Annotated in this window: 20 protein-coding genes; 9 read left to right on the forward strand and 11 right to left on the reverse strand. The window is 66.9% G+C overall.

The annotated features are described in order from the left end of the window. Positions 1-11 precede the first annotated feature (11 nt). The 7 genes from V9L21_RS18380 (at position 12) to V9L21_RS18410 (ending at position 6,275) form a co-directional block, all read left to right on the forward strand. A complete protein-coding gene (locus V9L21_RS18380; RefSeq protein WP_337314303.1) occupies positions 12-1,277 on the forward strand; it encodes a polysaccharide biosynthesis protein in 1,266 nt (421 codons plus the stop codon). Continuing rightward, complete coding sequence (locus tag V9L21_RS18385) at positions 1,274-2,554, forward strand: glycosyltransferase WbuB (RefSeq protein ID WP_337314305.1); 1,281 nt, start codon at positions 1,274-1,276, stop codon at positions 2,552-2,554. Before V9L21_RS18380 ends, V9L21_RS18385 begins: the two co-directional genes overlap by 4 nt. A 111-nt stretch (positions 2,555-2,665) precedes the next feature. Further along, complete coding sequence (locus tag V9L21_RS18390) at positions 2,666-3,457, forward strand: response regulator transcription factor (RefSeq protein WP_337296396.1); 792 nt, start codon at positions 2,666-2,668, stop codon at positions 3,455-3,457. 35 nt (positions 3,458-3,492) lie between these two features. Then, positions 3,493-5,001 carry a mannose-1-phosphate guanylyltransferase/mannose-6-phosphate isomerase gene (locus tag V9L21_RS18395; protein ID WP_337314307.1) on the forward strand — a complete coding sequence of 503 codons (1,509 nt, stop codon included), beginning with the start codon at positions 3,493-3,495 and terminating at the stop codon, positions 4,999-5,001. Between the two features lie 60 nt (positions 5,002-5,061). Then, positions 5,062-5,346, forward strand: coding sequence for a hypothetical protein (locus tag V9L21_RS18400; RefSeq protein WP_337314309.1), 285 nt, complete (start codon positions 5,062-5,064; stop codon positions 5,344-5,346). Between the two features lie 38 nt (positions 5,347-5,384). Beyond that, positions 5,385-5,981 carry a hypothetical protein gene (locus V9L21_RS18405; protein ID WP_337314311.1) on the forward strand — a complete coding sequence of 199 codons (597 nt, stop codon included), beginning with the start codon at positions 5,385-5,387 and terminating at the stop codon, positions 5,979-5,981. An 81-nt stretch (positions 5,982-6,062) separates the two neighbouring features. Beyond that, positions 6,063-6,275 (forward strand): hypothetical protein, encoded by a 213-nt coding sequence (locus tag V9L21_RS18410; RefSeq protein WP_337314313.1) that lies wholly within the window; start codon positions 6,063-6,065, stop codon positions 6,273-6,275. A 31-nt stretch (positions 6,276-6,306) separates the two neighbouring features. Here the strand turns inward: V9L21_RS18410 and V9L21_RS18415 are convergent, their stop codons facing one another. The 4 genes from V9L21_RS18415 to imuA all read right to left on the reverse strand — a co-directional run bounded on the left by V9L21_RS18415 (position 6,307) and on the right by imuA (position 12,818). Then, a complete protein-coding gene (locus V9L21_RS18415) occupies positions 6,307-7,239 on the reverse strand; it encodes a hypothetical protein (protein ID WP_337314315.1) in 933 nt (310 codons plus the stop codon). Positions 7,240-7,308: 69 nt separating this feature from the next. Further along, positions 7,309-10,665, reverse strand: coding sequence for an error-prone DNA polymerase (locus V9L21_RS18420; protein ID WP_337314317.1), 3,357 nt, complete (start codon positions 10,663-10,665; stop codon positions 7,309-7,311). After that, complete coding sequence (locus tag V9L21_RS18425; protein ID WP_337314319.1) at positions 10,658-12,025, reverse strand: Y-family DNA polymerase; 1,368 nt, start codon at positions 12,023-12,025, stop codon at positions 10,658-10,660. The genes V9L21_RS18420 and V9L21_RS18425 overlap by 8 nt, the downstream gene beginning before the upstream one ends. Further along, entirely contained in the window at positions 11,994-12,818 is an 825-nt protein-coding gene (imuA, locus tag V9L21_RS18430) for a translesion DNA synthesis-associated protein ImuA (RefSeq protein ID WP_337314321.1), read from the reverse strand. Before imuA ends, V9L21_RS18425 begins: the two co-directional genes overlap by 32 nt. 120 nt (positions 12,819-12,938) lie before the next feature. Here imuA and V9L21_RS18435 point away from each other — a divergent pair, with 120 nt between their 5' ends. Further along, positions 12,939-14,066 carry an ABC transporter substrate-binding protein gene (locus tag V9L21_RS18435; protein WP_337314323.1) on the forward strand — a complete coding sequence of 376 codons (1,128 nt, stop codon included), beginning with the start codon at positions 12,939-12,941 and terminating at the stop codon, positions 14,064-14,066. Positions 14,067-14,468: 402 nt separating this feature from the next. Further along, complete coding sequence (locus tag V9L21_RS18440) at positions 14,469-15,389, forward strand: aldo/keto reductase (RefSeq protein ID WP_443305171.1); 921 nt, start codon at positions 14,469-14,471, stop codon at positions 15,387-15,389. 13 nt (positions 15,390-15,402) lie between these two features. Here V9L21_RS18440 and V9L21_RS18445 read toward each other — a convergent pair whose 3' ends face one another. The 7 genes from V9L21_RS18445 to V9L21_RS18475 all read right to left on the reverse strand — a co-directional run bounded on the left by V9L21_RS18445 (position 15,403) and on the right by V9L21_RS18475 (position 23,526). After that, positions 15,403-16,377, reverse strand: a complete 975-nt coding sequence (locus V9L21_RS18445) for a Bug family tripartite tricarboxylate transporter substrate binding protein (RefSeq protein ID WP_337314327.1) — start codon at positions 16,375-16,377, stop codon at positions 15,403-15,405. A gap of 14 nt (positions 16,378-16,391) precedes the next feature. Continuing rightward, the gene (locus tag V9L21_RS18450) at positions 16,392-17,519 is read right to left on the reverse strand and encodes a porin (RefSeq protein ID WP_337314329.1); all 1,128 of its coding nucleotides are present in this window, start codon (positions 17,517-17,519) and stop codon (positions 16,392-16,394) included. A gap of 119 nt (positions 17,520-17,638) precedes the next feature. After that, entirely contained in the window at positions 17,639-19,342 is a 1,704-nt protein-coding gene (gene ilvD, locus V9L21_RS18455) for a dihydroxy-acid dehydratase (protein ID WP_337314331.1), read from the reverse strand. Then, a complete protein-coding gene (locus tag V9L21_RS18460) occupies positions 19,339-19,794 on the reverse strand; it encodes an aconitase X swivel domain-containing protein (protein WP_337314333.1) in 456 nt (151 codons plus the stop codon). The genes ilvD and V9L21_RS18460 overlap by 4 nt, the downstream gene beginning before the upstream one ends. Continuing rightward, the gene (locus V9L21_RS18465) at positions 19,791-21,086 is read right to left on the reverse strand and encodes an aconitase X catalytic domain-containing protein (RefSeq protein WP_337314335.1); all 1,296 of its coding nucleotides are present in this window, start codon (positions 21,084-21,086) and stop codon (positions 19,791-19,793) included. Before V9L21_RS18465 ends, V9L21_RS18460 begins: the two co-directional genes overlap by 4 nt. A 54-nt stretch (positions 21,087-21,140) precedes the next feature. Beyond that, positions 21,141-21,992, reverse strand: a complete 852-nt coding sequence (locus V9L21_RS18470) for an IclR family transcriptional regulator (protein WP_337314337.1) — start codon at positions 21,990-21,992, stop codon at positions 21,141-21,143. Positions 21,993-22,071: 79 nt separating this feature from the next. After that, positions 22,072-23,526 (reverse strand): FAD-dependent oxidoreductase, encoded by a 1,455-nt coding sequence (locus V9L21_RS18475; RefSeq protein ID WP_337314339.1) that lies wholly within the window; start codon positions 23,524-23,526, stop codon positions 22,072-22,074. Positions 23,527-23,639: the final 113 nt, after the last annotated feature.

Here is a 23,639-nt window from a genome sequence, read left to right on the forward strand (position 1 = left end):
AGGCGCAGGCCATGAACCTCCTCGACCGCTCCATCACGCTGCCCGGTTTTCGCGCCGTGCAGCTGCGCGGCCTGGGTGCGCTGGCTTCGCGGCTCTATGCCTACCTGTCGGGCTTCCTGGCCGTCTTTCTGATGGCGGCGTATGTCTCGCCCGCGGAGTTCGGCGAGTACTCGATCTACCAGTCGGTGCTGGAAGCGGCGCTGGTGGTGGGAACGCTGGGCAGTTCGCTCCTGTTCTCGCGCGAAGCCGCCAGCGTGCCGCCTGGCGTGCGCCGGGGCGACGTGCTGCGCACGCTGGCCATCGGCATTCCGCTGGCCACGCTGCTGGTCGCGCTCATCCTGAAGGTTCAGCACCTGCCGGTGGCGGGCGTTCCGTTTGCGCTGATCGTCTGCACGCTGGCCGTGTTCTCGTTCATCAGCCTGCGCCTTTCCTACAGCCGGGGGCTGGGCTACGCGGGGTTGCTCAACCTGGAGACGGGCATCCGCTCGAGCATTCTGGTGCTGGGCATCGCGGCTCTCATCGTGCTGGGGTTCGAGCTGGGTGCCTGGCAGCTGCTGCTCATCAACCTCGTGGCCTTTCTGCTTGTGGGCGCGGCCAGCATGCGCACCGGCTGGGCTGCGGGCCCGCCGCGCGGCCGGCCCGCGCTGCGTCTCCAGTCGCAGGGCGGCGCCACCGTCTATTCGCTGCTGATGTTCCTGCTTCGCAAGTCGGACCTGCTGGTGGTCGCCTTCTTCATGCCGCTCGGATACGTGGGCGCTTTCAAGGTCGCCTTCCTGCTGGCGGAAGCCCCGTCGCAGTTCGTGCAGGCGTTTCTCTATACGAAGACGCGCGCCATGCTGGGCGCCGAGGCCGGCAAGCTCGACGCGTCGACGCTGCAGCTGGCCAGGCAATCGTTCCTGCTGGGCTGCGTGCTCTTTGCCGGCCTGGCCGCGCTGATCACGGTTGCCGCGCCGCTGCTGAAGGTGGGGCACGAGGCGCTGGAAATCTTCTTGTGCATTACGCCGTACTTCCTGCTGCGCACCTACACGATCCACCACGAGATGCTGCTGGCACTCAAGAGCCCCGTGGCCGCGCTCGGCGGCTGGGCATTGCTCGAGGTGGCGCTTCGGCTGCTGTCGTACGGCGTGGTGGTGTCGGTTTTTCCCGGCAAGCCGCACTACGTTTTCTTCATTGCCTTCGTCTCCGATTTTCTTCTTTACGAAGTGCGCATGCGCGCGCTGTTCGGCTTCTATCCGATCGTGCGGCTGGTCCGCGGTTCCTTTGAAAGGGCGTCGTGAAAATTCTGCTTTACTCGATGAACTTCACGCCCGAGCTGGTCGGCATCGGCAAGTACTCGGGCGAGATGGCGCAGTGGCTGCATGCAAAAGGCCACGACGTGCGCGTGATTGCATCGCCGCCCTTCTTTCCGCAGTGGGCCCCGTTCGAAGGGTATTCGGCCTGGGCTTACCGCAAGACCGACTGGAACGGCATCACGGTCTGGCGTGCGCCGACCTGGGTACCGGCGCGGCCGCGGGCGATCGCGCGGCTCGCGCATCTGTTCTCTTTCATGGTGTCGAGCATGCCCTTGCTCCTCGCGCAGATCCGCTGGAAGCCGGACCTGGTCTTCGTGGTCGAGCCGCCCCTTTTCTGCGCGCCGTCCGTGCTCTTCTTCTCGCGGATGCTCGGCATCAAGTCGTGGCTGCACATCCAGGACTACGAAGTGGACGCCGCCTTCGGCATGGGCCTGGTGCGCGGCGCGCGGGTGCGGCGCTTCGCGCTCTCGGTCGAGCGCTGGCTGCTCGGCCGGTTCAACCGCGTATCGACCATCTCGGCCGCCATGCTCGACAAGGCAAGGGACAAGGGCATCGACGAAAGCCGGCTGGTGCTGCTGCCCAACTGGGTGGATGTGCGCTCGATCTTTCCGCAACCCTCCGGTGCGTCGGATGCGGGCGGCGCCACCGGTTACCGGAACATGCTGGGCATTCCGGCGGACGAGGTGGTGGTGCTCTATGCGGGCAGCCTGGGTGCCAAGCAAGGCATCGAGCTGCTGGCCGATGCGGCGCACCGCCTGGTTGCGGCGGCGCATATCCACTTCGTCTTCTGCGGCAACGGCCCGAGCCGCGAGCCGCTGAGGGCCGCCTGCGCAAACCTGCCGCGCGTTCACTTCATCGACCTGCAGCCTGCCGAGCGGCTCAACGAACTGCTGGGCATGGCGGACATCCATGTGCTGCCGCAGCGCGCCGACGCCGCGGACCTGGTGATGCCTTCGAAGCTGGCCGGCATGCTCGCGAGCGGCAAGGCCGTGATTGTGACGGCCCATGCGGGCACCGAGCTGAGCAACGTGGTGTCCGGCCGCGGCATGGTGGTTGCACCCGGCGATGCGGACGCGCTGGCCGACGCCATCGCGCAGCTCGCGATGTCTCGCCCGCAACGCGAAGCCATGGGCGCGGCCGCCCGTTCGTTCGCGGAAACAGAGCTGGACCGCAACGCCATTCTTCAGCGCCTGGAGCGCGAGCTGATGCGCTGCGTGGCCGAGCCGCTCGCGGTTCCCGCCCCTACCGGATCCAGGCCATGACTTCTTCAAAGCCGCCTGCAAAGGCTCCCAAATTGCCGGCCCCTGACGGCGGGCGTATCTCGATGCAAACGTGAAACCTCCTCCAACCCTAACAACTCTCTAGGAACCTTCATGTCCGACACCGCGCCTCACTCTTCCGACTCCCCTGACTCCGCTCGGGCGTCCGAGCGCCGCACGGTTTATCCGTCCGGCGTCTGTCCTCCGGCCGAACCTCTGTGGCCGCATTTCCTGACGGGGCAGGAAGATGCCCCGGTTCGCGTGCTGCTCGTCGACGACGACGAGTTCATGCGCCGCGTGATTGCCCAGGAGCTGCTGTCGGACATGCGCATCCAGCTGGAGGCGCAGGCCGGCAGCGTGCGCGACGGCCGCCGCCTGCTGGCGACCCATGAATTCGACGTGCTGATGGTCGACCTGCGGCTCGGCGACGGATCGGGGTTCGAGCTCATCCGCGAGGCGCGCAAGCTGCATCGCTACTGCGAAATCATCGTCATCTCGGCCATGGAAGACGACGCCCATGTGATGCATGCCTTCGAGCTTGGCGCCACGGGCTACCTGCTCAAGCACGCCTGGCTGCAGAGCTTTGCGCAGGCCGTGCTGCAGGTGGTGAACGGCGGCGCGGCCATCACGCCCAAGCTGGCGCGCCGGCTGCTGACGCGCATGAACCAGCACACCAGCGAGCCGCCCCCGGTCGAAGCGCCGCAGCAGCGCGAGGTAACGCTGACGACGCGCGAGCGCGAAGTGCTCCGCTGCGTGGCGCGCGGCTGCGTATCGAAGGAGATCAGCATGAGGCTCGGAATCTCGGGGCAGACGGTCAACGCCCACATCAAGAACATCTACAAGAAGCTGCAGGTGCATTCGCGCGCGCAGGCGGTGAGCTTTGCCACCAACACCGGGCAGCTCTGAGCAGCCGGCCTTCACCTTTCATCAAGGACGTTGTCATGAACACCCCCACCATCCACCCCGTCGTGCTCTGCGGAGGCAGCGGCACGCGCCTGTGGCCGCTCTCGCGCAAGACGCTTCCCAAGCAGTTTGCGCCGCTGATCGGCGACAAGAGCCTGCTGCAGATGACGCTGGAGCGCCTGTGCAGCCTGAACAGCAACATCACCTGCATCGCATCTGAAGACCACCGCTTCCTGGTGCGCGAGGCCGTCGAGAAAGCCGGCGCGACCGGACGGCAGATCCTGGAGCCGATGGCGCGCAACACCGCGGCAGCCATGGCGGCGGCGGCACTGCTCGCCGGCAAGGACGACCTGCTGCTGTTCGCCCCCTCCGACCACCACATTCCCGACACGGCGCTGTTCGCCGAAACGATACGGCGCGGCGTCGACGCGGCGGTGGCCGGGCACATCGTGACCTTCGGCGTGATGCCCTCTTTCGCAAGCACCGCCTATGGCTACATCGAAGCCGGCGCGGTGTCGGCCGACGGCTGCAGCCGGGCGGTGGTGCGCTTTGTCGAAAAGCCCACCGCTGCGGTGGCTGAATCGCTGATCCTGCACGGCGGCTATTGCTGGAACGCGGGCATCTTCTTGGTACGGGCAAGTACGCTGATCTCGGCGTTGAACGCCCACGCCCCCGACATCCTGCTGGCCTGCCAGCGCGCGACCGCCGGTGTTTCGAGCGAAGGCAGTTTCGACCGCCTGGACCCCGAGGCCTTCCAGGCTTGCCGCAGCGACAGCATCGACTATGCGGTGCTCGAAAAGCAGCAGAACATTGCCGTGGTGAAGTTCGAAGGCGCCTGGAGCGACGTGGGAAGCTGGAACGCGGTCGCCACGCTGCATCCGGAAGACGGAACCGGCAACCGCCTGAGCGGCCAGGCCAGGACGCTGCGTGCGCGCAATACCTTCATTCATGCGCCGCACCGACCGGTGGTGGCCCTGGGCACGGAAGACCTGATCATTGTGGACACGCCCGACGCCGTGCTGGTGGCGAAGGCGGATTGCGCCGAACAAGTCGGCGAGGTGGTGCGCATGCTCGCGCAGCAAGGCCAGGCCGAAGCGACCGAACACCGGCGCGTGGTGCGGCCCTGGGGCGCCTACGACAGGCTCGACTTTGGCGAGCGCTTCCAGGTGAAGCGCCTTACCGTGAACCCGGGCGCGAAGCTGTCGCTGCAAATGCACCACCACCGCGCCGAGCATTGGATCGTGGTGCGCGGCACGGCCAGGGCCACATGCGACGGCCAGGTCAGCCTGGTGCGGGAGAACGAATCCATCTACCTGCCTTCGGGTGCGATCCACCGGCTCGAGAACCCGGGCAAGACCATGCTCGAAGTGATCGAGGTGCAGACCGGCAGCTATCTGGGCGAGGACGACATCGTCCGCTTCGACGACACGTACGGCCGCTGCGCTGCCATCAGAACGCAGCCCGAAACCGCGACGGCGACGCCGCCCGAGGCGCTGGCTGCAAGCGGCAGCGTGGGTGCGGGCACACAGCTGGTGGCACACCCCTGACATGCGTGGCAACAACGCCACCGGAGGACGGGGCCGTTGCCATCACGTAGCATCCGGCCCATGAGCTACACAGTGAACCTGATCGACTTCCCCGATGCACCGACCGAAGTCATTTCCGCGGCGGAGTCGCGCTTCCGGCGCGAACTCGACAAGCTGCTGGGCGACGGCGTGACGCAGGCCTTGAAGGCCTTCGAAAACGCCAGCGAGTCGAGTGCCGACGAACTCACCAAAGACGAGATTGCGCTGGCCGCAAGCTGGGCCAAGGCCTACGAATCGGCCAAGACCGCCGGCTTTCGCGCACTGGGCGAAGCCGACGAAGCGTATTTCGAAGTCCGGCCGGACTGACGGCCGAGGCACGCCACCCTGTTGCAGGCAGCCCCTTCATGACGAAGCGCTGGCCTGCCTTGATCTTGACGGCCGCAGCCCTGCTCGCGGGCTGCAACGCGCCGACCGCGAGACCTCCCGTCGCCTCCGCTCCGGCCGCCAGCGCGGTGCAGTGGCAGTACGTGCGCTCGACTTCGTACGAGGCCGGGCAGCCCGGGCTGGGCATGAGCCACCGGTATCAAAGCAACGTGGGCTGGGTCGATGTCTATGTATACGGCATGCAGCGCAGCGACTGGGCCGCCGGCGTTGCCGATCCGGCGTTCGACGAGCACTTCAAGGCCGCCGTGGAAGAGGTCCGGCTTGCGGGCGCAAGAGGCGTCTATGCCAAGGTAGACGTCGGCCCGGTGAGCGATGAGCTGATCGATGGGCTGGCCTTCCGGCGCGTGAGCTTTCGCGTGCTGCACGCCCAGAGCCAGAAGACCTACGAGTCGTTCACCTTTCTCACGGGGCGCAACGGCCGGCTGCTGAAATACCGCATGTCCTTCGTCACGCCGGCGCCGGCCAACCTGGACGCCATTGCCCGCGAGTTCATCGAGCGCAACCTGCGCAGCGGGCCGGACATGCCGAGAGCCACGCACCCGCTTCTCAGCATTTGAGACGGCGCAAATATACTGTACGTTCATACAGTGCTTCCTCTAGAATTACTCGTCTCCCAGAGCAACATTCGAGGCGACACCATGACCACCGCCAGCCCGCCAGCGCCTTCTGCGCGGATTCTGTTTTTTTCGCCGCTGAGGCGCCCGCAGCCGCGCCCGCATGCGGGCCGCATTTCGACCTGGCCTTTTCGCGTGGTCTCCGACAAGGAGCGCGACGACGACGGCAAGAACATCCGCCTGCAGGCGGCGCGCATCATTCGCACAACGGCCGAGCAATGGTGGCCGGAGGCCTAGCAAGGTGCGAGACGGCCGCGCAGGCCGTCATTCAGGGCGTATCGTCGCCCAGCATGTCCTGCGCATCGTCGTCGAAGCCCGCAATGGGCTGCGCCTTTGCAAGTGCCAGCCACACGCCGAACGGAATGCGGTCGAAGGCGCGGTGCACTGCCGCGCGCGCCACCACCAGCCGCTCGCCTTCGAGCACCAGCACGCCGCACTCCTGCGGAATTTCGTCGGGCGATGCGATGCAGCGGCCGCGCGCGTCGTTGCCCAGCACATACCAGCACTCGCCGCCCAGGTCGAGGTAGGCGGCGCGCTTGTCGGGCTTGCGCAGGTCGCCCAGCAGGTCGGCGCGGCTCACCTTCACCTCATGCACGATGGGGTGCGCATAGGCTTCCACGCTGGTATTGCGAATGGAAAACACATCGGGCTTTGCAATGCACCAGCGCGGCTTGCCGCCCTCTTCGAGCGGCGGCAGGCGCGCCCGCAGGCCAAGGCCGCGCCACGCGATGCGGCCGCCGCGCGTCATTTCGCGCGCCACGCGTTCGACCAATGCCTCATGCGGCGAGAGCGCCGCGCGGTTGATGGTGAGCGTGGTGGCAATGCGGGCAATGCCGGCGTCGGTGACGCGCAGGGTTTCGTGGCCGTGCGGCGTGCGAACGCGCTCGAGAAACCCGCCGGCCAGCAGCTCGACCTCGATGGTGTCGCAGCAGGGCCAGCCGGCCGAACGATAGATTTCGCGCAGCCGACGCGCGTGCGCCTTTCCGAAAGGCACCTCGCCGGTTTTCTGCATGGGCGGCGGCGGATCGATCACCGGCGGCGGAAAGCCGGGATCGGTGAACGGCGGCTCCACGGGCGGTGGATCGCCTTCCGGCGGCGGCCCGGGCTGCGGTGGCGGCGGCATGGGAATGGGCACATCGGGCGCGGGCGGCGGCGGACCGATCGGCAAGGCCACGACGGGATCAAGTGCAAGTGCGGACATGGGAGAAGCAGGTTAGCGAAAAGTGGCCGGTTGCGCGAGCCATGGAACGATCGGTTGCATCCGGTGCCGTCAATGAAAATCGCGGCTGGTGTTGCTCTGCGCCAGCCGGCCCATGAGCGGCGTCAGGTCCTTGAAGCCCGTGGCAATCAGGTGCTGCACCTTGCCGCCGGTCTCGTCGTCGCGCTGCCAGGTGCCCTGCACCGCAAGCAGGTGCGACTTGAGCAGCGGCTCGCGCCAGGCTTCGATGACATGGCTCCAGACAATGACGTTGACATTGCCGGTCTCGTCTTCGAGCGTGACGAAGATGGTGCCGTTGGCGGTGCCCGGGCGCTGCCGGCCCTTGACGATGCCGCAGGCGCGCGCGGTCTGGCCGCTGGGCAGGCTGCGCAGCTCTTCGGCGCTCATGAGCTTCATGCGTGCAAGGCGCGGGCGCAGCAGCGCGAGCGGATGGCGCCGCAGCGTGAGGCCAAGCGCGGCATAGTCTCCGACGATTTCCTCGCCCTCGGGTGCGGCAGGCAGTTGCAGCACCTGCTCGTTGATCGGCACGCCCTTGAGCAAGGCCGGCGAACGCCTCTGCGCGGTGGCGTCCCACACCTGCTGGCGCCGATGGCCCGAAAGCGACATCAGCGCATCGGCGGCGGCCAGCGCGGCCATGTCCTTGCCGTCGAGTTCGGCGCGCAGGGCGAGGTCTTCGGTGCTGGTGAAGGGCGCCTGCGCACGCGCTGCAAGCAGGCGCTCGGCGCCCTCCTTGCTGAGGCTCGAAACCCGATTCAGCCCGAGCCGCACCGCGGGCTGGTTCTCGTTGCCGAGGCGCTCGGCATAGCGCGCATCGGTGCCCGGCGGCATGCGCGGTGCATCGGGGGCGCGGGCTTCGAGCGTGGTGTCGATGTCGCTGCACGTGACATCGACCGGCCGCACTTCCACGCCATGCCGCCGCGCGTCTTGCACGAGTTGCGAGGGGCTGTAAAAGCCCATGGGCTGAGAGTCGAGCAATGCTGCGAGAAAGCAGGCGGGCTCGTAGTTCTTGAGCCAGCTGCTCACGGTGACCAGCAGCGCAAAGCTCGCAGCGTGGCTTTCGGGAAAGCCGTAGTCGCCGAAGCCGAGGATCTGCTTGAAGATGGCTTCGGCGAACTCGGCCTTGTATTCGTTGTCGGTCATGCCCTTCACGAGCTTTTCGTGGAACTTCTCGAGGCCGCCTTTGCGCTTCCATGCCGCCATGGCGCGGCGCAACTGATCGGCCTCGTCGGCGGTGAACTTGGCCGCGATCATCGCGATCTGCATCACCTGCTCCTGGAAGATCGGAATGCCCAGCGTGCGCTCCAGCGCGGGCTTCAGTTCCTCCTTCTCGTAGTGGATCGCCAAGCCCTTGGCCAACCGCTCGCGCTGCTTAAGGTAGGGATGCACCATGCCGCCCTGTATGGGCCCGGGCCGCACGATCGCGACCTCGATCACCAAGTCTTCATAGGTGCGCGGCTTCAGGCGCGGCAACATCGACATCTGCGCCCGGCTCTCGATCTGGAACACGCCAATGGTGTCGGCGTCGCAGATCATCTCGAACACCTTCTGGTCGTCGTTGGGGATGTGATGCATCTCCACCATCGAGCCACGCCAGCGGTTCATGTGGTCGAGCCCGCGGCGTATGGCGCTGAGCATGCCGAGCGCGAGCACGTCGACCTTGAGCATGCCCATGGCTTCGAGGTCGTCCTTCTCCCACTGGATGACGGAACGGTCTTTCATCGATGCCTTCTCGACCGGCACCAGGCGCGTAAGCTTGGTGTGCGTGAGCACGAAGCCGCCCACGTGCTGGCTCAGGTGGCGCGGAAATCCCTTGAGGCGCTGCGTCATCTCGATCCATTGCACCAGCTTGAGCTCGTCTTCCTGCACGCCGACGCGCGCGGCCGCCTTGAACAGTTGCTCGCCCAGCACGGTGTCGTCGAACCAGTAGTGGTCTTTTGCAAACTCGTCGATCAGGCGTTCGTCGATGCCAATGGCCTTGCCCACGTCGCGCAAGGCGCTGCGCGCGCGGTAGCAGATGACGACGGCGGCAATGGCTGCGCGCTCGCGGCCGTACTTCTTGTAGATGTACTGGATGACCTCTTCGCGCCGCTGATGCTCGAAGTCGACGTCGATGTCGGGCGGCTCGTTGCGATGCCGGCTCAGGAAGCGTTCGAACAGCAGGTGGCCCTTCTCGGGGTTGACCGCGGTAATGCCCAGGCAGTAGCAGACGACCGAGTTGGCCGAGGAACCGCGCCCCTGGCAAAGGATTTTCTGCGAACGCGCAAAGCGCACGATGTCTTCGACCGTGAGAAAGAACATCTCGTACTTCAGCTCGACGATCAGCGCGAGTTCCTTTTCGATCTGCTCGCGCACCTTGTTCGGAATGCCCCGGGGAAAGCGCCCTGCCGCGCCCTCCCAGGTCTTGCGCACCAGTGTCTGCACGGGCGTTTCATGGTTGCCCACGGTTTCGAGCGGGTACTCGTAGGTCTCGCGGATCACATTGGGATCGAAGCAGCATCGCTCGGCCACCACCAGCGTGTTCGACAGCATTTCGGGCAGATAGAGCCCGGCCAGTTGCATGCGCATTCGCAGATGCCGCTCGGCATTCGACTGCAGCGCAAAGCCGCATTCGGCCACGGTCTTGCCTTCGCGCACGGCTGTGAGCACGTCGTGCAGCGGCTTGGCCGAGCGCGCATGCATGTGCACGTCGCCGGTCGCCACGAGCGGCACGCCCGTGCGCTCGCCCGCCTGCATCAGCGTGACGAACCACAGGTCGTCGTCGAGCTCGTTGAGCATTTCCACCGCCAGCCACAGGTTTTCTCCATAGAGCGACTTGGCGGCCAGCAGGTCTTCATGCAGCGAGGCGATGTCCATGGCACCGCCCGGCGCCCTGTGCGGCACAAAAAGAACCTGGCAGTGCTGCAGCGATGCCACGTCGCTCTCGTCCCAGCTCACGCGGTATTCGCCCTTGGGCAGCTCGGTGTTGCGCGCAGCGGTGATGAACTCGCACAGGTTGCCCCAGCCTTCGGTGTCGTTGGCAATCACCACGAGCCTGAAGCGCTCGAAGCGGAACTCGCTGCCGAACAGCAGCCGGAAATCGGGGTTGCGCGGAATCGGCGGCTCGTCGGGGTGCTTGCGTTCGTATTCGTCGAGCTTGGCCGGCAGCTCGCGCAGGCAGACATGCGCGCGCACGATGCCCGCCACCGAGCATTCGTCGGTAATGGCCAGCGCCTTGTAGCCGAGCTGGTAGGCGCGCTCGACCATCTCCTCGGGCGTCGAGGCGCCGCGCTGGAAGCTGAAGTTGGTCAGGCAGTGCAGCTCGGCATAGTCGGGCAGCGTGGGCGGCGGCTTCTTGCGCAGGGGCAACGGCAGCGCATGCACCTTGGCGGAGTTGCGTCCGCGCAGCTGCTTTTCGCTCAAGTCAGGCATAGAACCCCTGCAGGTACCAGCGCACTTCGCCAGGGGAAAAGCGCGCGGAGAGCCGCTCGCGAAAAATCCACACCAGTCCGGCTTCGGGGCTTTCGGCGATGTAGTAGTCGCGCATTGCGGGCTGGCCGCCGTCTTTTTCGCCGCCCCACCAGCCGGCTTCGACGCGCTGCGGCCCGATCAGCTTGCTGAGCGGTCCGCGGTAGCACGGGCGCTCGCCGTCCATCTCGAGCAGCAGCGGTTCGGGCAAGAGCCACGGGGGGTAGAGCGCATCGGGCTGCGAAGCCGCGGCCTTCGCCTTTGCAGTTTCCTTGGCTTCCTTTCGGGTGCCCGGCAATGCATTGTCTTTCTGCAGCGCAGGCCGCCAGGCCTGCTTGCGCTCGGGCCGGTGGTCGGCCTGGGCCACAGGCACCACCACCTGCTGCGGCCCGAGCCGCACGCTGAGCCGCTCGACCATTTCGTGCAGCTTGTCGCCCTTGCGGTTGTCTTCGGGCAGAAAGCTGGTGCTGGCGCCCGCCCACGGATCGGTTTCGAGCGTGCGGAGGCGCAGCCAGCTCGCGGGCGCCGCAAGCGTGGTGAGGGCGAGTTTTTCGGAGAGCAGGCGCCGCAGGTGCGCCATGTCCTGCGTGGGCTCGGCCGTGCGCACTGTGACCTGCTGGTGCGGCGGCAGGTTAACGCCGTTGAAGCGCTTGAGGTCGAGCGTCCATTGCAGCTCGAGCGCGCGCGCGCCGCGCTGGCGGGCACGCAGCCAGAACTGCAGCGCTGTGAGCAGCCGGTTGGCCGACCACATCAGCTCGGGCGCGGTTTCGGCCAGCGCGGGCAGCTCGAGCTTCTGCTCGAACACGTCGGGCAGCGTGAGCCAGTGGTGGCTTTCGGGGCGAAGGCCCCAGGCGATATCGAGCGCCTCGCGCAACGCCGCGCCAAAGCGCCGCGTCAGGCCGCCGCGCGGCAAGGCCGCCACATCGCCCCAGGTGCGGCAGCCCAGGCGCGCCAGCAGGTCGAGGTGCTCGCGCGCGGCGCTCAGCGTGTCCAGCGGCAGGCCGGCGGGAATGTCCTTGGGCCGGCTCTCGTTGCGTTCGAACAGGCGCAGCCGGGCCAGTGCGATGAGGCTGGTGGCGCCCTGCGCGCCGCGCATCACCGCGCCGGGCGCGGGGTTCTCGTGGGCCAATTGGCGCATCAGCGACGAGCGCCCGCCCCACAGGCGCTCGCAGGCCGAAACCTCGAGCATCAGCGCCTCGTCTTGCCAGGCGACGTGCGGCGTGTATTGCAGCGCCCACCAACCCAGTGCCTCGGGCGTGGGCAGTGGCTGCGCTTCTTCAGGCGAATCGGATTCAAGCGACCACCGCAATGCGATCCAGTGCATTGGGGCCTCCCTTCCATGCGTCGATGCGCACCACCGTGGCCGTGGCCGTGTCCGTGTCCGACCTTGCCGCTTCGCCGGCCGGCACCGTGCCCTGTTGCTGCAGCCGCAGCTTGCGGCGCAACCGGGCCGCCGCCAGCAATGCGGCCATGCGCTCGTTGCGCGCGGGCAGCATCATCGGCGCGGCCAAGGGCGGCCCCCGGCGCTTGAGAATGCGCAGTTCGATCTGCGAGCTGTCGGCCTCGCAGCTTTCCACCTGAAGCCGAAGCCGTGCCGGCGAGGCACCCTGCGCGGCCGATTCGGGCCGGCACACGAAGAGCAGCACGTCATGCTGGGCGGCCGCCAGCTGCAACCGGCGCAACTCGCCCACCCGGGCCTGCGGCAGCCAGGCCAGCACGGCGGACACATCCGCACAGCGCAGCGCCTGTTCGCAAGCCCACAGCCGCGAAGCCGGCGCGTCGCTTCTGACCCACATCAGCGCCTCCACCGGCAAACCCTGCGCCGCCAGAGACGGCCCGCAGGGTTCGTAGGGCGCGCCGATCAGTACCACCGGCCCGCCCCGCGCCTGGACTGCCTGCGCCAGGGCGGGCAGCAGCAGCCGCCAGACGTGGGCTTCCGGCGCGGTTTGCAGCAACTCCGTCATGGCGCCCACAGGCCAGCCGCCACCCGGCAGCTCGGCGTCGAGCGCGGCGTGGCCGGTGGCGACGACCTGCGCGTCGGCAAGGCCGAGCTCGTCGGCATGCCAGACGCCACGGCCTGCGGCGGCGGAAAAGGAGTTGAGGAAAGGGAGGCCCATGATGCAATCGTTAACTGTATTTTTATACAGTATTCCATGAGCCGCAACCAGCACGGGACAAATAGCGATTTACCCAAAGCGCCTTGCCTCTTAAGATGGCAGAACAAACAATTTGTGACCATGCAATACAAAAAGATTCATTTGCTGGCTTCGGCCTTCGTCACCCTTCTTGTTGCAGCATTGCCTGCTGCGAACGCACAAACCAAGCCGCTCCTGATCGGCCAGACCTATGTGCAGACCGGGCCGCTGGCCACGCTGTCGACCGAGCCGCTGGTCGGCATTCGCGCCCTGTTCACCGCGGTGAATGCCAATGGCGGCGTGAACGGCCGGCCCATCGAGCTGCGCCAACTCGACGATGCCTACGACCCCGCCAAGGGCGCCGAGAACGTGAAGACTTTTGCGAAAGACGGCGCCGTGGGCATCCTGATGCCCATCGGCACGTCGTCGGCGGTTGGCGCCTTGAAGGCTGCCAACGAGCTCAAGATTCCGGTCGTAGGCTCGTACACGGGCGCTGCGCCGGTGGTTAAACCGTCGGAATACGGTTTTCCGGTGCGCATCAGCTTCGACGAGGAATACAGCCGCATCGTGAACCACCTGTTCACCATCGGCCTCTCGCGCATCGCCTTTGCGCACAACGACAACCCGGGCGCGCGCTCGGCGATGGAGAGCACGCAAAAATTCATTGCCGAGCGCGGCGAAAAAATGGTCGGCAGCGTGGCAATCAAGAACGACGGCTCCGACGCGGCCGAGCGCGCGGCGGAACTGGTCAAGCTCAAGCCCAAGGCCGTGGTGCTGTCGGCCACGAACGACGTGGCGGCCAAGTTCATCACCGCCTACCGCGCGGCGGGTGGCGAAACGGCTTTCTATTCGTTCTCTTTCCTGAACGGCCAGAAGCTGTTCCAGGACATCAAGAAGGACTCAGCCGGCGTGGTCATTTCGCAGGTCGTGCCCTACCCGTGGAACAGCGCGATGCCGGTGATTGCCGAGTACCAGGCGGCCATGAAGAAGATCGGCGCAACGGAGTTCAGCTACGCCAGCCTCGAGGGCTATGTGGCGGCCAAGGTGATGGTCGAAGGCCTGAAGCGGGCGGGCGCGAACCCGACGGCCGATTCACTGCACAAGGGTCTCGAGTCGTTCAAGACGCTGGACATTGGCGGGATTGCTGTGTCTTACCGGCCGGGGGAGCACCGGGGGCTGACCTTTTCTGAACTGTCTATGCTGAAGGCTGACGGGCGCTATTTGCGTTGAGTTCTTTCTGCGTGCCGGGGTAAGTTCTTTTTCAGGGCGTGTGCAAAGGCCACCGGGTACTCCCCTCCGCGAATGTCCCCCGGCCTGCGGCCTCCTCCTTTATTTCGCTGCGCGGAGCACCCGATGCCCTGTGCACTTGGGCACGCTCTCGGTCCACCGCTGATCAACGACCAGCGCGTATGACGCACACGTCGATGGGGTGCCTTGCGCAGCGAAATAAAGGAGGAGGGGCGCAGCCCCGGGGGACATTCGCGGAGCAAGGTACCCCGTCGGCGGGTGCGCCGCCCTGAAGCAACGCGCCATTGAACAACGCCCCCAAGATAGCCCCATCAAGCGCCGAGTAAACGGCTACGGCGCAAAATTTGATTCGTGACGCCACTCACGAACGCCCCACACCTCCCCATCACCCGCGCCCGGCTGCTCAGGCTAGGCGCCGCACTCTGCGCCGGTGCCGCGCTCCCCTCCTTCGCACAGCAACAAGGCAGGCCTGCGATGACCATGAACACCCGCCCTATTCCTTCCACCCAGGAGGCCCTGCCGGTTGTCGGCTGCGGCACCTGGATCGGGTTCGACCAGCGCCCCGGTACCGACGAATACAAGCGCCTGCCGGGTGTGCTCGACGCCCTCTTCGCTGCCGGCGGCAAGGTGATCGACAGTTCGCCGATGTATGGACGCTCTGAGGAAACCACCGGAGAACTGCTGGCCTCATCGAAGCAGCGCGAGAACAAGGCTTTTCTTGCGACCAAGGTCTGGACATCGGGCCGCGAGGCCGGCATTGCGCAAATGGAGCAGTCTTTCGCGCGGCTGCGCACCCAGCGCATGGACCTGATGCAGGTGCACAACCTGGTCGACTGGAAAACCCATCTTTCCACACTGCGCGGCTGGAAGGACAAGGGCCGCGTGCGCTACATCGGCATTACGCACTACACCGCCTCGGCTTACGACGAGGTCGAGGCCGTGCTGCGCGCCGAGAAGCTCGACTTCCTGCAGATCAATTATTCGATCGACGCGCGCGAGGCCGAGCAGCGCCTGCTGCCGCTCGCGGCCGAACGCGGCGTGGCGGTGATCGTCAACATGCCCTTCGGCGGTGGGGGCCTCCTGCGCAGGCTGCGGGACAAGCCGCTGCCGGCATGGGCCGCCGAGATCGGCTGCACGAGCTGGGCCCAGGTGCTGCTGAAGTTCGTACTGAGCCACCCTGCCGTGACCTGCACCATTCCCGGCACCAGCCGCGCCGAGCATATGGCCGACAACGCAACGGCCGGCGCGGGCTCGTTTCCGGATGCGGCGTTCTGGCGCAACAACGCGCGCTCGATCGGCCTCTGAGCCGCAACCGCCGCTATTCGAACTTCACGTTGTGCTGCCGCACGGTAGCGCCGAAGGCCTCGTACTGCGCGCGGAAGAATTCGGCGAACTTCGCGGGGCTCATGCCGTAACCCTCGAAGCCCTGCTGCACCAGCTGCGCATGCACGTCCTGCCGCTTCAGCGTGTTCTGCAGTTCCTGCGACAGCTTGTCGGTAATGGCCTGCGGCAACCCCGGCGGCCCGAAGAAGCCGGCCCAGGGCGTGATGGTGAGCTTGCCCAGCCCCAGCTCGCTGCCGGTGGGCACGTCGGGCAGCAAGGCGCTGCGCTGCGGCAGCAGCGTGACCAGCGCGCGAATGCGCCCTTCCTTCACGAAACCCGGCGCCAGCGTGCCGGTGGTGAACATCATGTGGATCTGGCCGCCGAGCAGGTCGGTCATGGCTTGCATGTCGCCCTTGTAGCGGGCGTTCACCACCTTGCGTTCGCCCAGCAGCTGCAGCATGGCCAGCTCCGAGGCGCTGTTGCTCGAGGCCGAGTTGTAGGCGCCGGGCTTGGCCGCGACCAAGGCCAGCAACTCGTTCACGCTCTTCGCCGGCAGGCTCGAAGGCACCACCAGGAACATCGAGAACTGGCCGGCCGAGCTGATAGGCGTGAAGGCCTTGAACGGGTCGTAAGGCGGCGTGGGGCGCAGCGTGGGCGCCGCCACCATCGCGGTGTTGGTGCCCATCAGCAGCGTGTAGCCGTCGGGCTTGGCCGATGACGTGGCCTGCGCCGCGAGCACGCCGTCGGCGCCGGGCCTGTTCTCCACGATCACCTGCTGGCCGAGCTGCTTCGACAGCCCCTCCGCAATGATGCGCGTGAGCGCGTCGGCGCCGCCTCCGGGTGCAAAGCCGACGATCAGGCGCAGCGGCTTGTCTGGATAGGTCTCCGCGCTCCAAGCCGCCGCGCCGGGCAGCATGGCCAGCGAACCGCCGGCTGCAAGGGCCGCCAGCGTCAGGTTTCTGCGTCGCATTTTTTGCTCCTTATTCAGAAGAGATGCCGCACGCCAAGCTCCCAGCCCGACGAGCGGCGGCCACCGGCCGGTGCCACGCCGCCGCTGACGACATAGCGCGCCTGGCCGCTGTTCATGAGCCGCGCGTAGGTGCCGTAGAGCGCGGTGCGTTTGGAGAGGTTGTGCACGTAGCCGATGCCGAACTGCCGCGCATCGTCGCGGTTGCGCGGCATGCCGTTGGCATTGCGCAGGCTCTCGTCGCTGCGGTCGTTCAGGTAGGCGTAGCTCACGCGGATGCGGCCGACCTCGAAAGCCGGAATGTGCGCGCCGATCTCGGCGGTGTTCTTGCGCACCGTGCCTGCGGCGAGCTTCACCGTTACCTTGTTGTAGAGCGCGAAGAACTTCGCAAACCCTGCGTCCCACGTGCCGCCGATGTTGGCGTGCGTGTAGTTGCCGATGGTGGCAGTGGCGTCGTAGTGGGTGCGCGTCACGGCGGCGGCAATGTCGAACGCGCCCGAGGCAAAGCCGAAGCGCGCGCCGGCAAAGTTGCCGTCGTCCCGATTCGGCGCGGTGGAGTTGTTCTCCCCCGTGCCGATCATCGCCATGCCGTAGAAGCCGCCGAGCTTGGCCGGCAGCCAGTAGCTCACCGTGTTGCTGCCCGTGATGCCGGTGGGCAGCGGCCCGGTACCCGCACCGGCAAACGTGAGGTTGCCCGCGCGCGCCACGCCGTTGGCATTGAAGGGATCGAAGTAGATGCTGTTGTAGTGCGTGGGAATGAAGTCGCGGCCCAGGCGCAGTTCACCCACCTTCTGGTGCGAAAGGCTCACGAAAGACATGCGGTCGAAGGTGATCGGCCCGGCCGTTCCCGCACCGCTCGTCTGGTTGTTGCTGTTGCTCGCGCGGCCGGTACCGGTGTCGGGGTTCAGGCTGCCTTCGAGCCAGAAGCCCGCGCGCAGGCCGCCGCCCAGGTCTTCGGTGCCGCGAAATCCGAGCCGGCTGGTCGAGAGGCCGCCGTTGGACAGCGCCTTGACCGAGCCGCCGCCATCGCCATTGGTGTACTGGATGCCGAGGTCCATCACGCCGAACACGGTCACCGTGGATTGCGCATGCGCGGCGCCGCTGCTCGCAAGCCCCAGCGCTGACCACATCAAGATCTTCTTCATGGTTCTCTTGTCTCCTGCTTCTTCTCTTTGGTTGAAAAACTCGGAACGCGCGCAGGGCTGCGCCACCGGGTGCGCACGGGGGTGCGCGCCGGTCGGCGAAGGCCGGGGTAAAAGTGTTGCTAGCTCGAGGGCTGGGGCCGTTCGGTGCGCACGAGCACGGCGCCCTTGGACAGCGGGCTCACATTGCGCCGGTACTGCTGCAGCCAGCCGGTATCGAAGGCGGGCGGCGGCGCCTGCCAGTCGGCGCGGCGCGCCTGCAGTTCCGCATCGGTCAATGCAATGTCGAGGCGGCGCGCGTCCAGGTCGATGGTGATCATGTCGCCATCGCGCACCAGCCCGAGCGGGCCGCCGAGCGCAGCTTCGGGCGACACCTCGGCCACCACGAGTCCCTTGCAGACCAGGCCCGAAAGGTGCCCGTCAGTCAGGATCGCGACCTGGTCGCCCAGGCCCGCGCCGTCGATGGCAAACACCACGCGCGACGCGCCGCCGCCCATCGCCGGTCCGCCGCAGGCACCGGCGCCGCGCATCACAACCACCTGGCCCGGCACGATCTCGCCTTTCTTCAGCGCGGCGATGGCGGCGTCCGAGGTCCAGAAGCACACGGCCGGGCCTGTGAAGCTGCGCACCTTGCGTTCCACGATGCCGGTCTTGATGAGACCGGACTCGGGCGCGAGGTTGCCGCGCAGCAGCACGATGGCGGGATGCGGCGCGACCGGGCGATCGATGGGGCGAATCACCTCTGGGTCGGCGACTTCAACGCTCTGCAGGTTGTCGGCCACGGTGCCACCCGTAACGGTGGGCGCGCTCGTGTCGAGCAACGGTGCAAGCTGCTTCATCAGCGCGCGGCAACCGCCCGCCGCCTCGAAGGCTTCGATGCTGTGCTCGCCGATCGGCCGCACGCCGGCCAGCACCGGCGTCGTGGGGCCGAGGCTTTCGAACAGGCCGTACACATCGACGCCGCACTCGCCCTCGGTCGACACCGCCTGCAAGTGCTTGGCCGTGTTGAGCGAGGCGCCGATGGCCAGCACCGCACGCACCGCGTTGGCAAAGGCGCCGGGCGTGAGGATGTCGCGCGGCTTGAGGTCGTCCCACACCATCTGCACGATGCGCGTGCCGGCCGCGCGCACGTCGGCCATCATCTTCGGGCTCAGCGCGGCCACCGGCGCGCTGCCCGGCAAGGCCAGGCCGAGCGCTTCGCAGACGATGTGCATCGAGTTGGCCGTGCCCAGGCCCGAGCACACGCCCGGCCCGCGAATTGCCTCCCGGCTCATGCCCACGAGTTCTTCGACCGGAAGGTGGCCCGTGACCGCGTGCATCGCGCCGATGAACACTTCCTCGATGTCCATGTGCTTGCCGCGGTACTCGCCGCTGGGCTGGTAGCCGCAGGGCACGAGCAATGTCGGAATGTTGAGCCGCGCGGCTGCCATGAGCTGGCCCGGCACGGTCTTGTCGCAGGAGGTGAGGCACACCATGCCGTCGAGCTGTGCGCCCTCCACGGCCACCTCGATGTCGTTGGTGACCAGGTCACGCGCACCGAGCATGTAGGCGCCGCGTGCGCCCGCGCCGGTGATGAAGTCGCTGGGCGCTGCCGTGCGAATCTCGAACGGCACGCCGCCCGCGGCGCGGATTGCGGTCTTGATTTCCGCTGCCACCTTGTCGAGGTGGCTGAAGCATGCGGCCAGTTCCGACGAGCTGTTGACGATGGCGATCTTCGGCTTCTCGCAGTCTTCTTCCGGAATGCCGAGCGCGCGCCAGTGCGCATTGCGCACCGACCAAAGATAAGAGCCGCGCGGAAAGTTGCTGCGCAGGGGGCGGGTGGTCATGGGCGGTCTCCGGGGGTTTTTTTCTTGGTGATCTCGACTACGCCGCGGTCGGCGTCCACGCGCACCCAGTCTCCGGTCTCGATGCACTCGAGCGGGTCGCGCTCGAAATCGGTCATCGAAGGCGAGTGCGTGACCACGGCGCCCAGCGCCATCTTGGTGGTCATCTCGTTGAACAAGAAGGCCGCGGGCGCGGAGTTCATGAGCCGCGTCATGTGAAACATGGCCGACCAGCCCGACGAGCCCTTGGCCCCCGGAAACACCAGCACCTTGCCCGCAAAGCTCTGGCCGCGCAGCTCGTGCCGCGTTTCGATGACGGTGCCGGTGCGCGGATCGATGCCGCCCCAGCCCGAAATGCGGTCGCGCGTGACCAGGGCCTCGCCTTCGGCCACGCCGCCGACTACCTTGCGGCCGCGGATGACGATGACTTGTTCGGTGATGGCTGCATCGTTCATGCGTAGCCTCCATTCCACCGCCCGGTGCACGCCGCATCGATGCATTCCGCCGTACTGCCGAACCACGCCTGCACGCCAAGAATGGCGGGCAGGTAGTGCGCCTGCTTGGCCGAGTCGAGCGCCACGGTCTTCGTGCCCTTGGGCACGGCGCGGCTCATGGCGGAGCAGCTGTCCGACATGATGATGCCGCCCGCGTCCTCGATGATCCTGGTGTAGCCGTTGCGGTCGGCCAGCGACTTTATGGCGCGCGGCGTGAAGATCCACAGCTCGCAATCCGGGTGCACCTTGCGCCCTTCGATCAGCTGCGCGGCTTCCCAGATCTGCTCGATGGTGTAGTGCGGGCAGCCGAGCATCACGTACTGCACCTCGGCCTCCTTGCCCGTCGAGTTGATCTTCTCGTAGGTGGCGCGTCGCTCGGCCTCGCCAAAACGCAGCACCTCCACCGGCGCACGGCCGCCGAGCGCTTGCTCCAGCGTGAGCGCCTCTGGCGTAACGCCGGCAATGTGGTACATCTCCACGCCGCCTGAAGACGACGCCGCCGCGCCAAAGTGCTTGAGCCGCGGCAGGTTGGGCACGCGGGCAATGCCGCGCTTGCTGTGCACCACCGGCACGCGCTCTTGCACATGCTCGCCGATGTAGTAGCCGAGCAAGCCCCAGTCCTGCACCGATTCGACCTCGACGTCGAGCTCGACCACATGGGTGGCGCGGCGGTTCTCGTCGAGGTGGTAGCCCCAATACGGAATGCGCCCCGTGAGCATGGCCGCGCCGGTGCTCTCGCGCCCTTCGGTATTGGTGCGCGCGCCGAGCACCGAGTTGCAATACACCACGGCCGACGATTCCATCCACGCGCAGTGCTCGCCGCGCGTGGGAATGTTCCCCACCTGGTAGGGCGTGCAGGTGTTCATGATCTGCGCGCCGAGCCCCGCCGCATGGCGCTCGCTCTTGTTGTAGAACTGCACGATCTCCTCGCTCACGCCCATGCGTTCGGGCTGGCCGGGGTCGAAGCCCAGTTGCAGGTGGCTGGTGAAGACCTTGAACTTCGGAATCTCGACGGTCTCCTGGCTGTCGAGGCTGAACTCGGAGAACACCGCATCCATGCCGCCGCCCTTGGCAAGCGCGAAGTCGCGCTGGAACGGCGTCGTCGAGGTGATGGTGGCGCAGACGTTGCGCGTTTCCACCAGGCGCTCGGCGCCCAGCGCTTCGCCGTAGCGCATCAAGAGGTCCATCGCCTTCTGCACGGCCGGTCCGTCATGGCCGTCCATCATGGCTTTTTCTTCATCGCTCAGGTACATGACCTGTGTCTCCGTTCTTGTGTTGTCGTGGGGGGTCGGGCCGCGCCGGCCCTGCTAACCCGGTGAAGGCGTAGGCGTCGGCACATGCCCGCCGATGTCGCGCGCAATGGTCAGCGCAATGTCGTGCAGGCGCGGTGCCAGTTCGTTGCGCAGGCGCTCTTCGGTAAACACGAAGGCCGCACCGCCGCCGTTGAGCGACATCACTTCGCCGTCGGGGCCAATGAGGGGCACCGACACCGAATTGATCTCGCGATGAAACTCTCCGAGCGAGAGGCAGTAGCCCAGCCGCCGCGCTTCGCCGATGGCGCGCGTCATGGCGGGCGCAATGCTGTCCCACTCGGGGCCGCGCAAGAGGCGCATCGAATCGATGAGCTGGTTGCGCTGCGCCTCGGGCAGCGCCGAAAGGTACGCACGACCCAATGCTGAATTGGCCAGCGGTGCGCGCGAGCCCACGTCGAGCCGGGCCGAGAGCATCGACGAGCGCGGCCGGCAGGCTTCAATCAGCACCATCTCCATGCCGTCGCGTATCGCTAGGTAAACCGAGGCGCCCACCTCCTCCGCCATGGCCTGCATGCTGGGCCGCGCCGCGGCGCGCACGTCGAGGCTGCCGAGGAACACGCGCGAGAGCGAAACCACGCCCGGGCCGAGCATGAAGCGGTCGGCCACCTGCGCGGCCTTGAGCATGCCCATGGAGAGCAGCGTGGCGACGAGCCGGTTGACCGTGGGCCGCGGAATGCCGGTCATGCGCGCGATGTCTGCGTGGCCCAGCACGGGCCGCTCTTCGCTGAAGCAGCGCAGCACCGAGATGCCGCGCTCCAGCGCGCTCACAGTGTCGGAGCGGTCGCCGCGCGCATCGGCGGCGGCTTCGGATGCGGAAAAAGAGGTGTCGTTTTTTTCAGTGGACATGGAAGAACCCGTTGCAAGACTCAAGACTCTGCAATGTAGAGGCTCGCGGGACAGGTCGGCTGGGCTCATGGCGGGGCATTCAGGCGCCGGCTTCGGCTGCGGCTACCGGCGCATGCACGCCCTGCCCGGCACCGGCGCGCAGGTACACGCCCTGCGCCAGCAACGCCGATTGCAGCGCGCCCACATCGACAAAGCGCGGCTCGATGCCGCCCTGCGAGGCCAGCGCCGCCGCCACGCCGGCCGCCTGCCCGGTGATCCAGCACTGCGGAATCTCGCGCATGAAGCCGTGCGAGTTGCGGTCGCATGAAATATGGCGCCCGCAAGCCACCAGGCCGTCGAGCTGCTGCGGCACCAGCGCGCCGTAGGGAATGGAGATGTTCGGAAACTTGGGCGACACCGCGGGCGTCACGCCCACTTCGTCGGCCAGCGCCACGCCGTCGGGCCACTGGCTGCGCAGCACCGCGCCCACGCCGGAGAGGCGCCGCGCATGGCGCACGCCGATCTGCGGCGCGCTGAGCATCAGGTAGGCATCTTCGAAGCCCGGCGCGTGCGCCTTGAAGTAGTCCAGGTGCGCGGCCATCGCGCGGTGCGAGCGCACTTCCACGGCCGTGAGGTCGTCCACATCCAGCGCCGAGTAGCCTGACTGGCGCGGCCCCATGAACAGCGCCACGTCGTTGCGCCACGAGACGAAGGGCCGCTCGAACAGGCCGCACACTTCGCGACCGCGTGCCATGAAGGCGGTGAACGCCTCGGGCTGGCCTGCCTTGAATTCGATCCAGCGGTTCATGTCCACGCCGCCGAAGAGCCACGAGGTGTTCATGCAGTGGTGCACGTCGGCCTCTTCGATGTCGTTCACGTAGGCGGCGCCGGCACGCGCGAACAGGTCGCCGTCGCCGGTGGCGTCGACCACCACGTCGGCCATGATCGCCATACGGCCTTCCTTGCTCTCGAAGACCACGCCTTTCACGGCGCCGTCCTGCACGATGGGAATGGCCGCCCACGAGTGGTAGATGAGCTTGACCTTGCGCTCCAGCACGATCTCTTGCGAGAGCAGCTTGAGCCGCTCGGGGTCGATGGTGGGCGACCAGGTGACCACGCCGTGATAAGCGGCCGTGCGCTGCGACCAGTGCGCGGCCTTGGCCGCGTCTTGCGAGCCCCAGTCTTCGCGCGCCGGTCCGGCAATGGCGTCGGCCGGCAGGCGGTCGAACAGTTCTTCGGCAAAGCCGCGGATCACCAGCTTGCCTTCCCAGTCGGTCATGCGGTCGATCCAGATCACGAGGCCGCCGGTGGAAAGGCCGCCCAGGTGGTTGTAGCGCTCGAGCAGCGCCACGTCGGCACCGGCACGCGCGGCAGCCGCGGCCGCCGCCGTGCCCGAAGGCCCGCCGCCCACCACCAGCACGCCGCAACGGTGGTAGACCGGAATGTTCTTGCCGGGCTCCGCCCAAGTGCCGTGGTCAGGGCGCTTGACGCGGCTGTCGCGGTCGAAGATGTCGGAGCTGAGGATGCGCTCGTCGGTGCGGACGACAGTTTTCATGGATGAGTGTCTTGGATGGGCTGTTTCGTCGTATTTTGATTTCGATGTTCATTTTGTCAAACTCAAAACGCGAAAAATGGCACTTCTTCGGGGTATTCCCTAGAGTATGTGGA

The sequence above is a fragment of the Variovorax sp. CCNWLW235 genome, from assembly GCF_037204085.1.
GTDB lineage: Bacteria > Pseudomonadota > Gammaproteobacteria > Burkholderiales > Burkholderiaceae_C > Variovorax.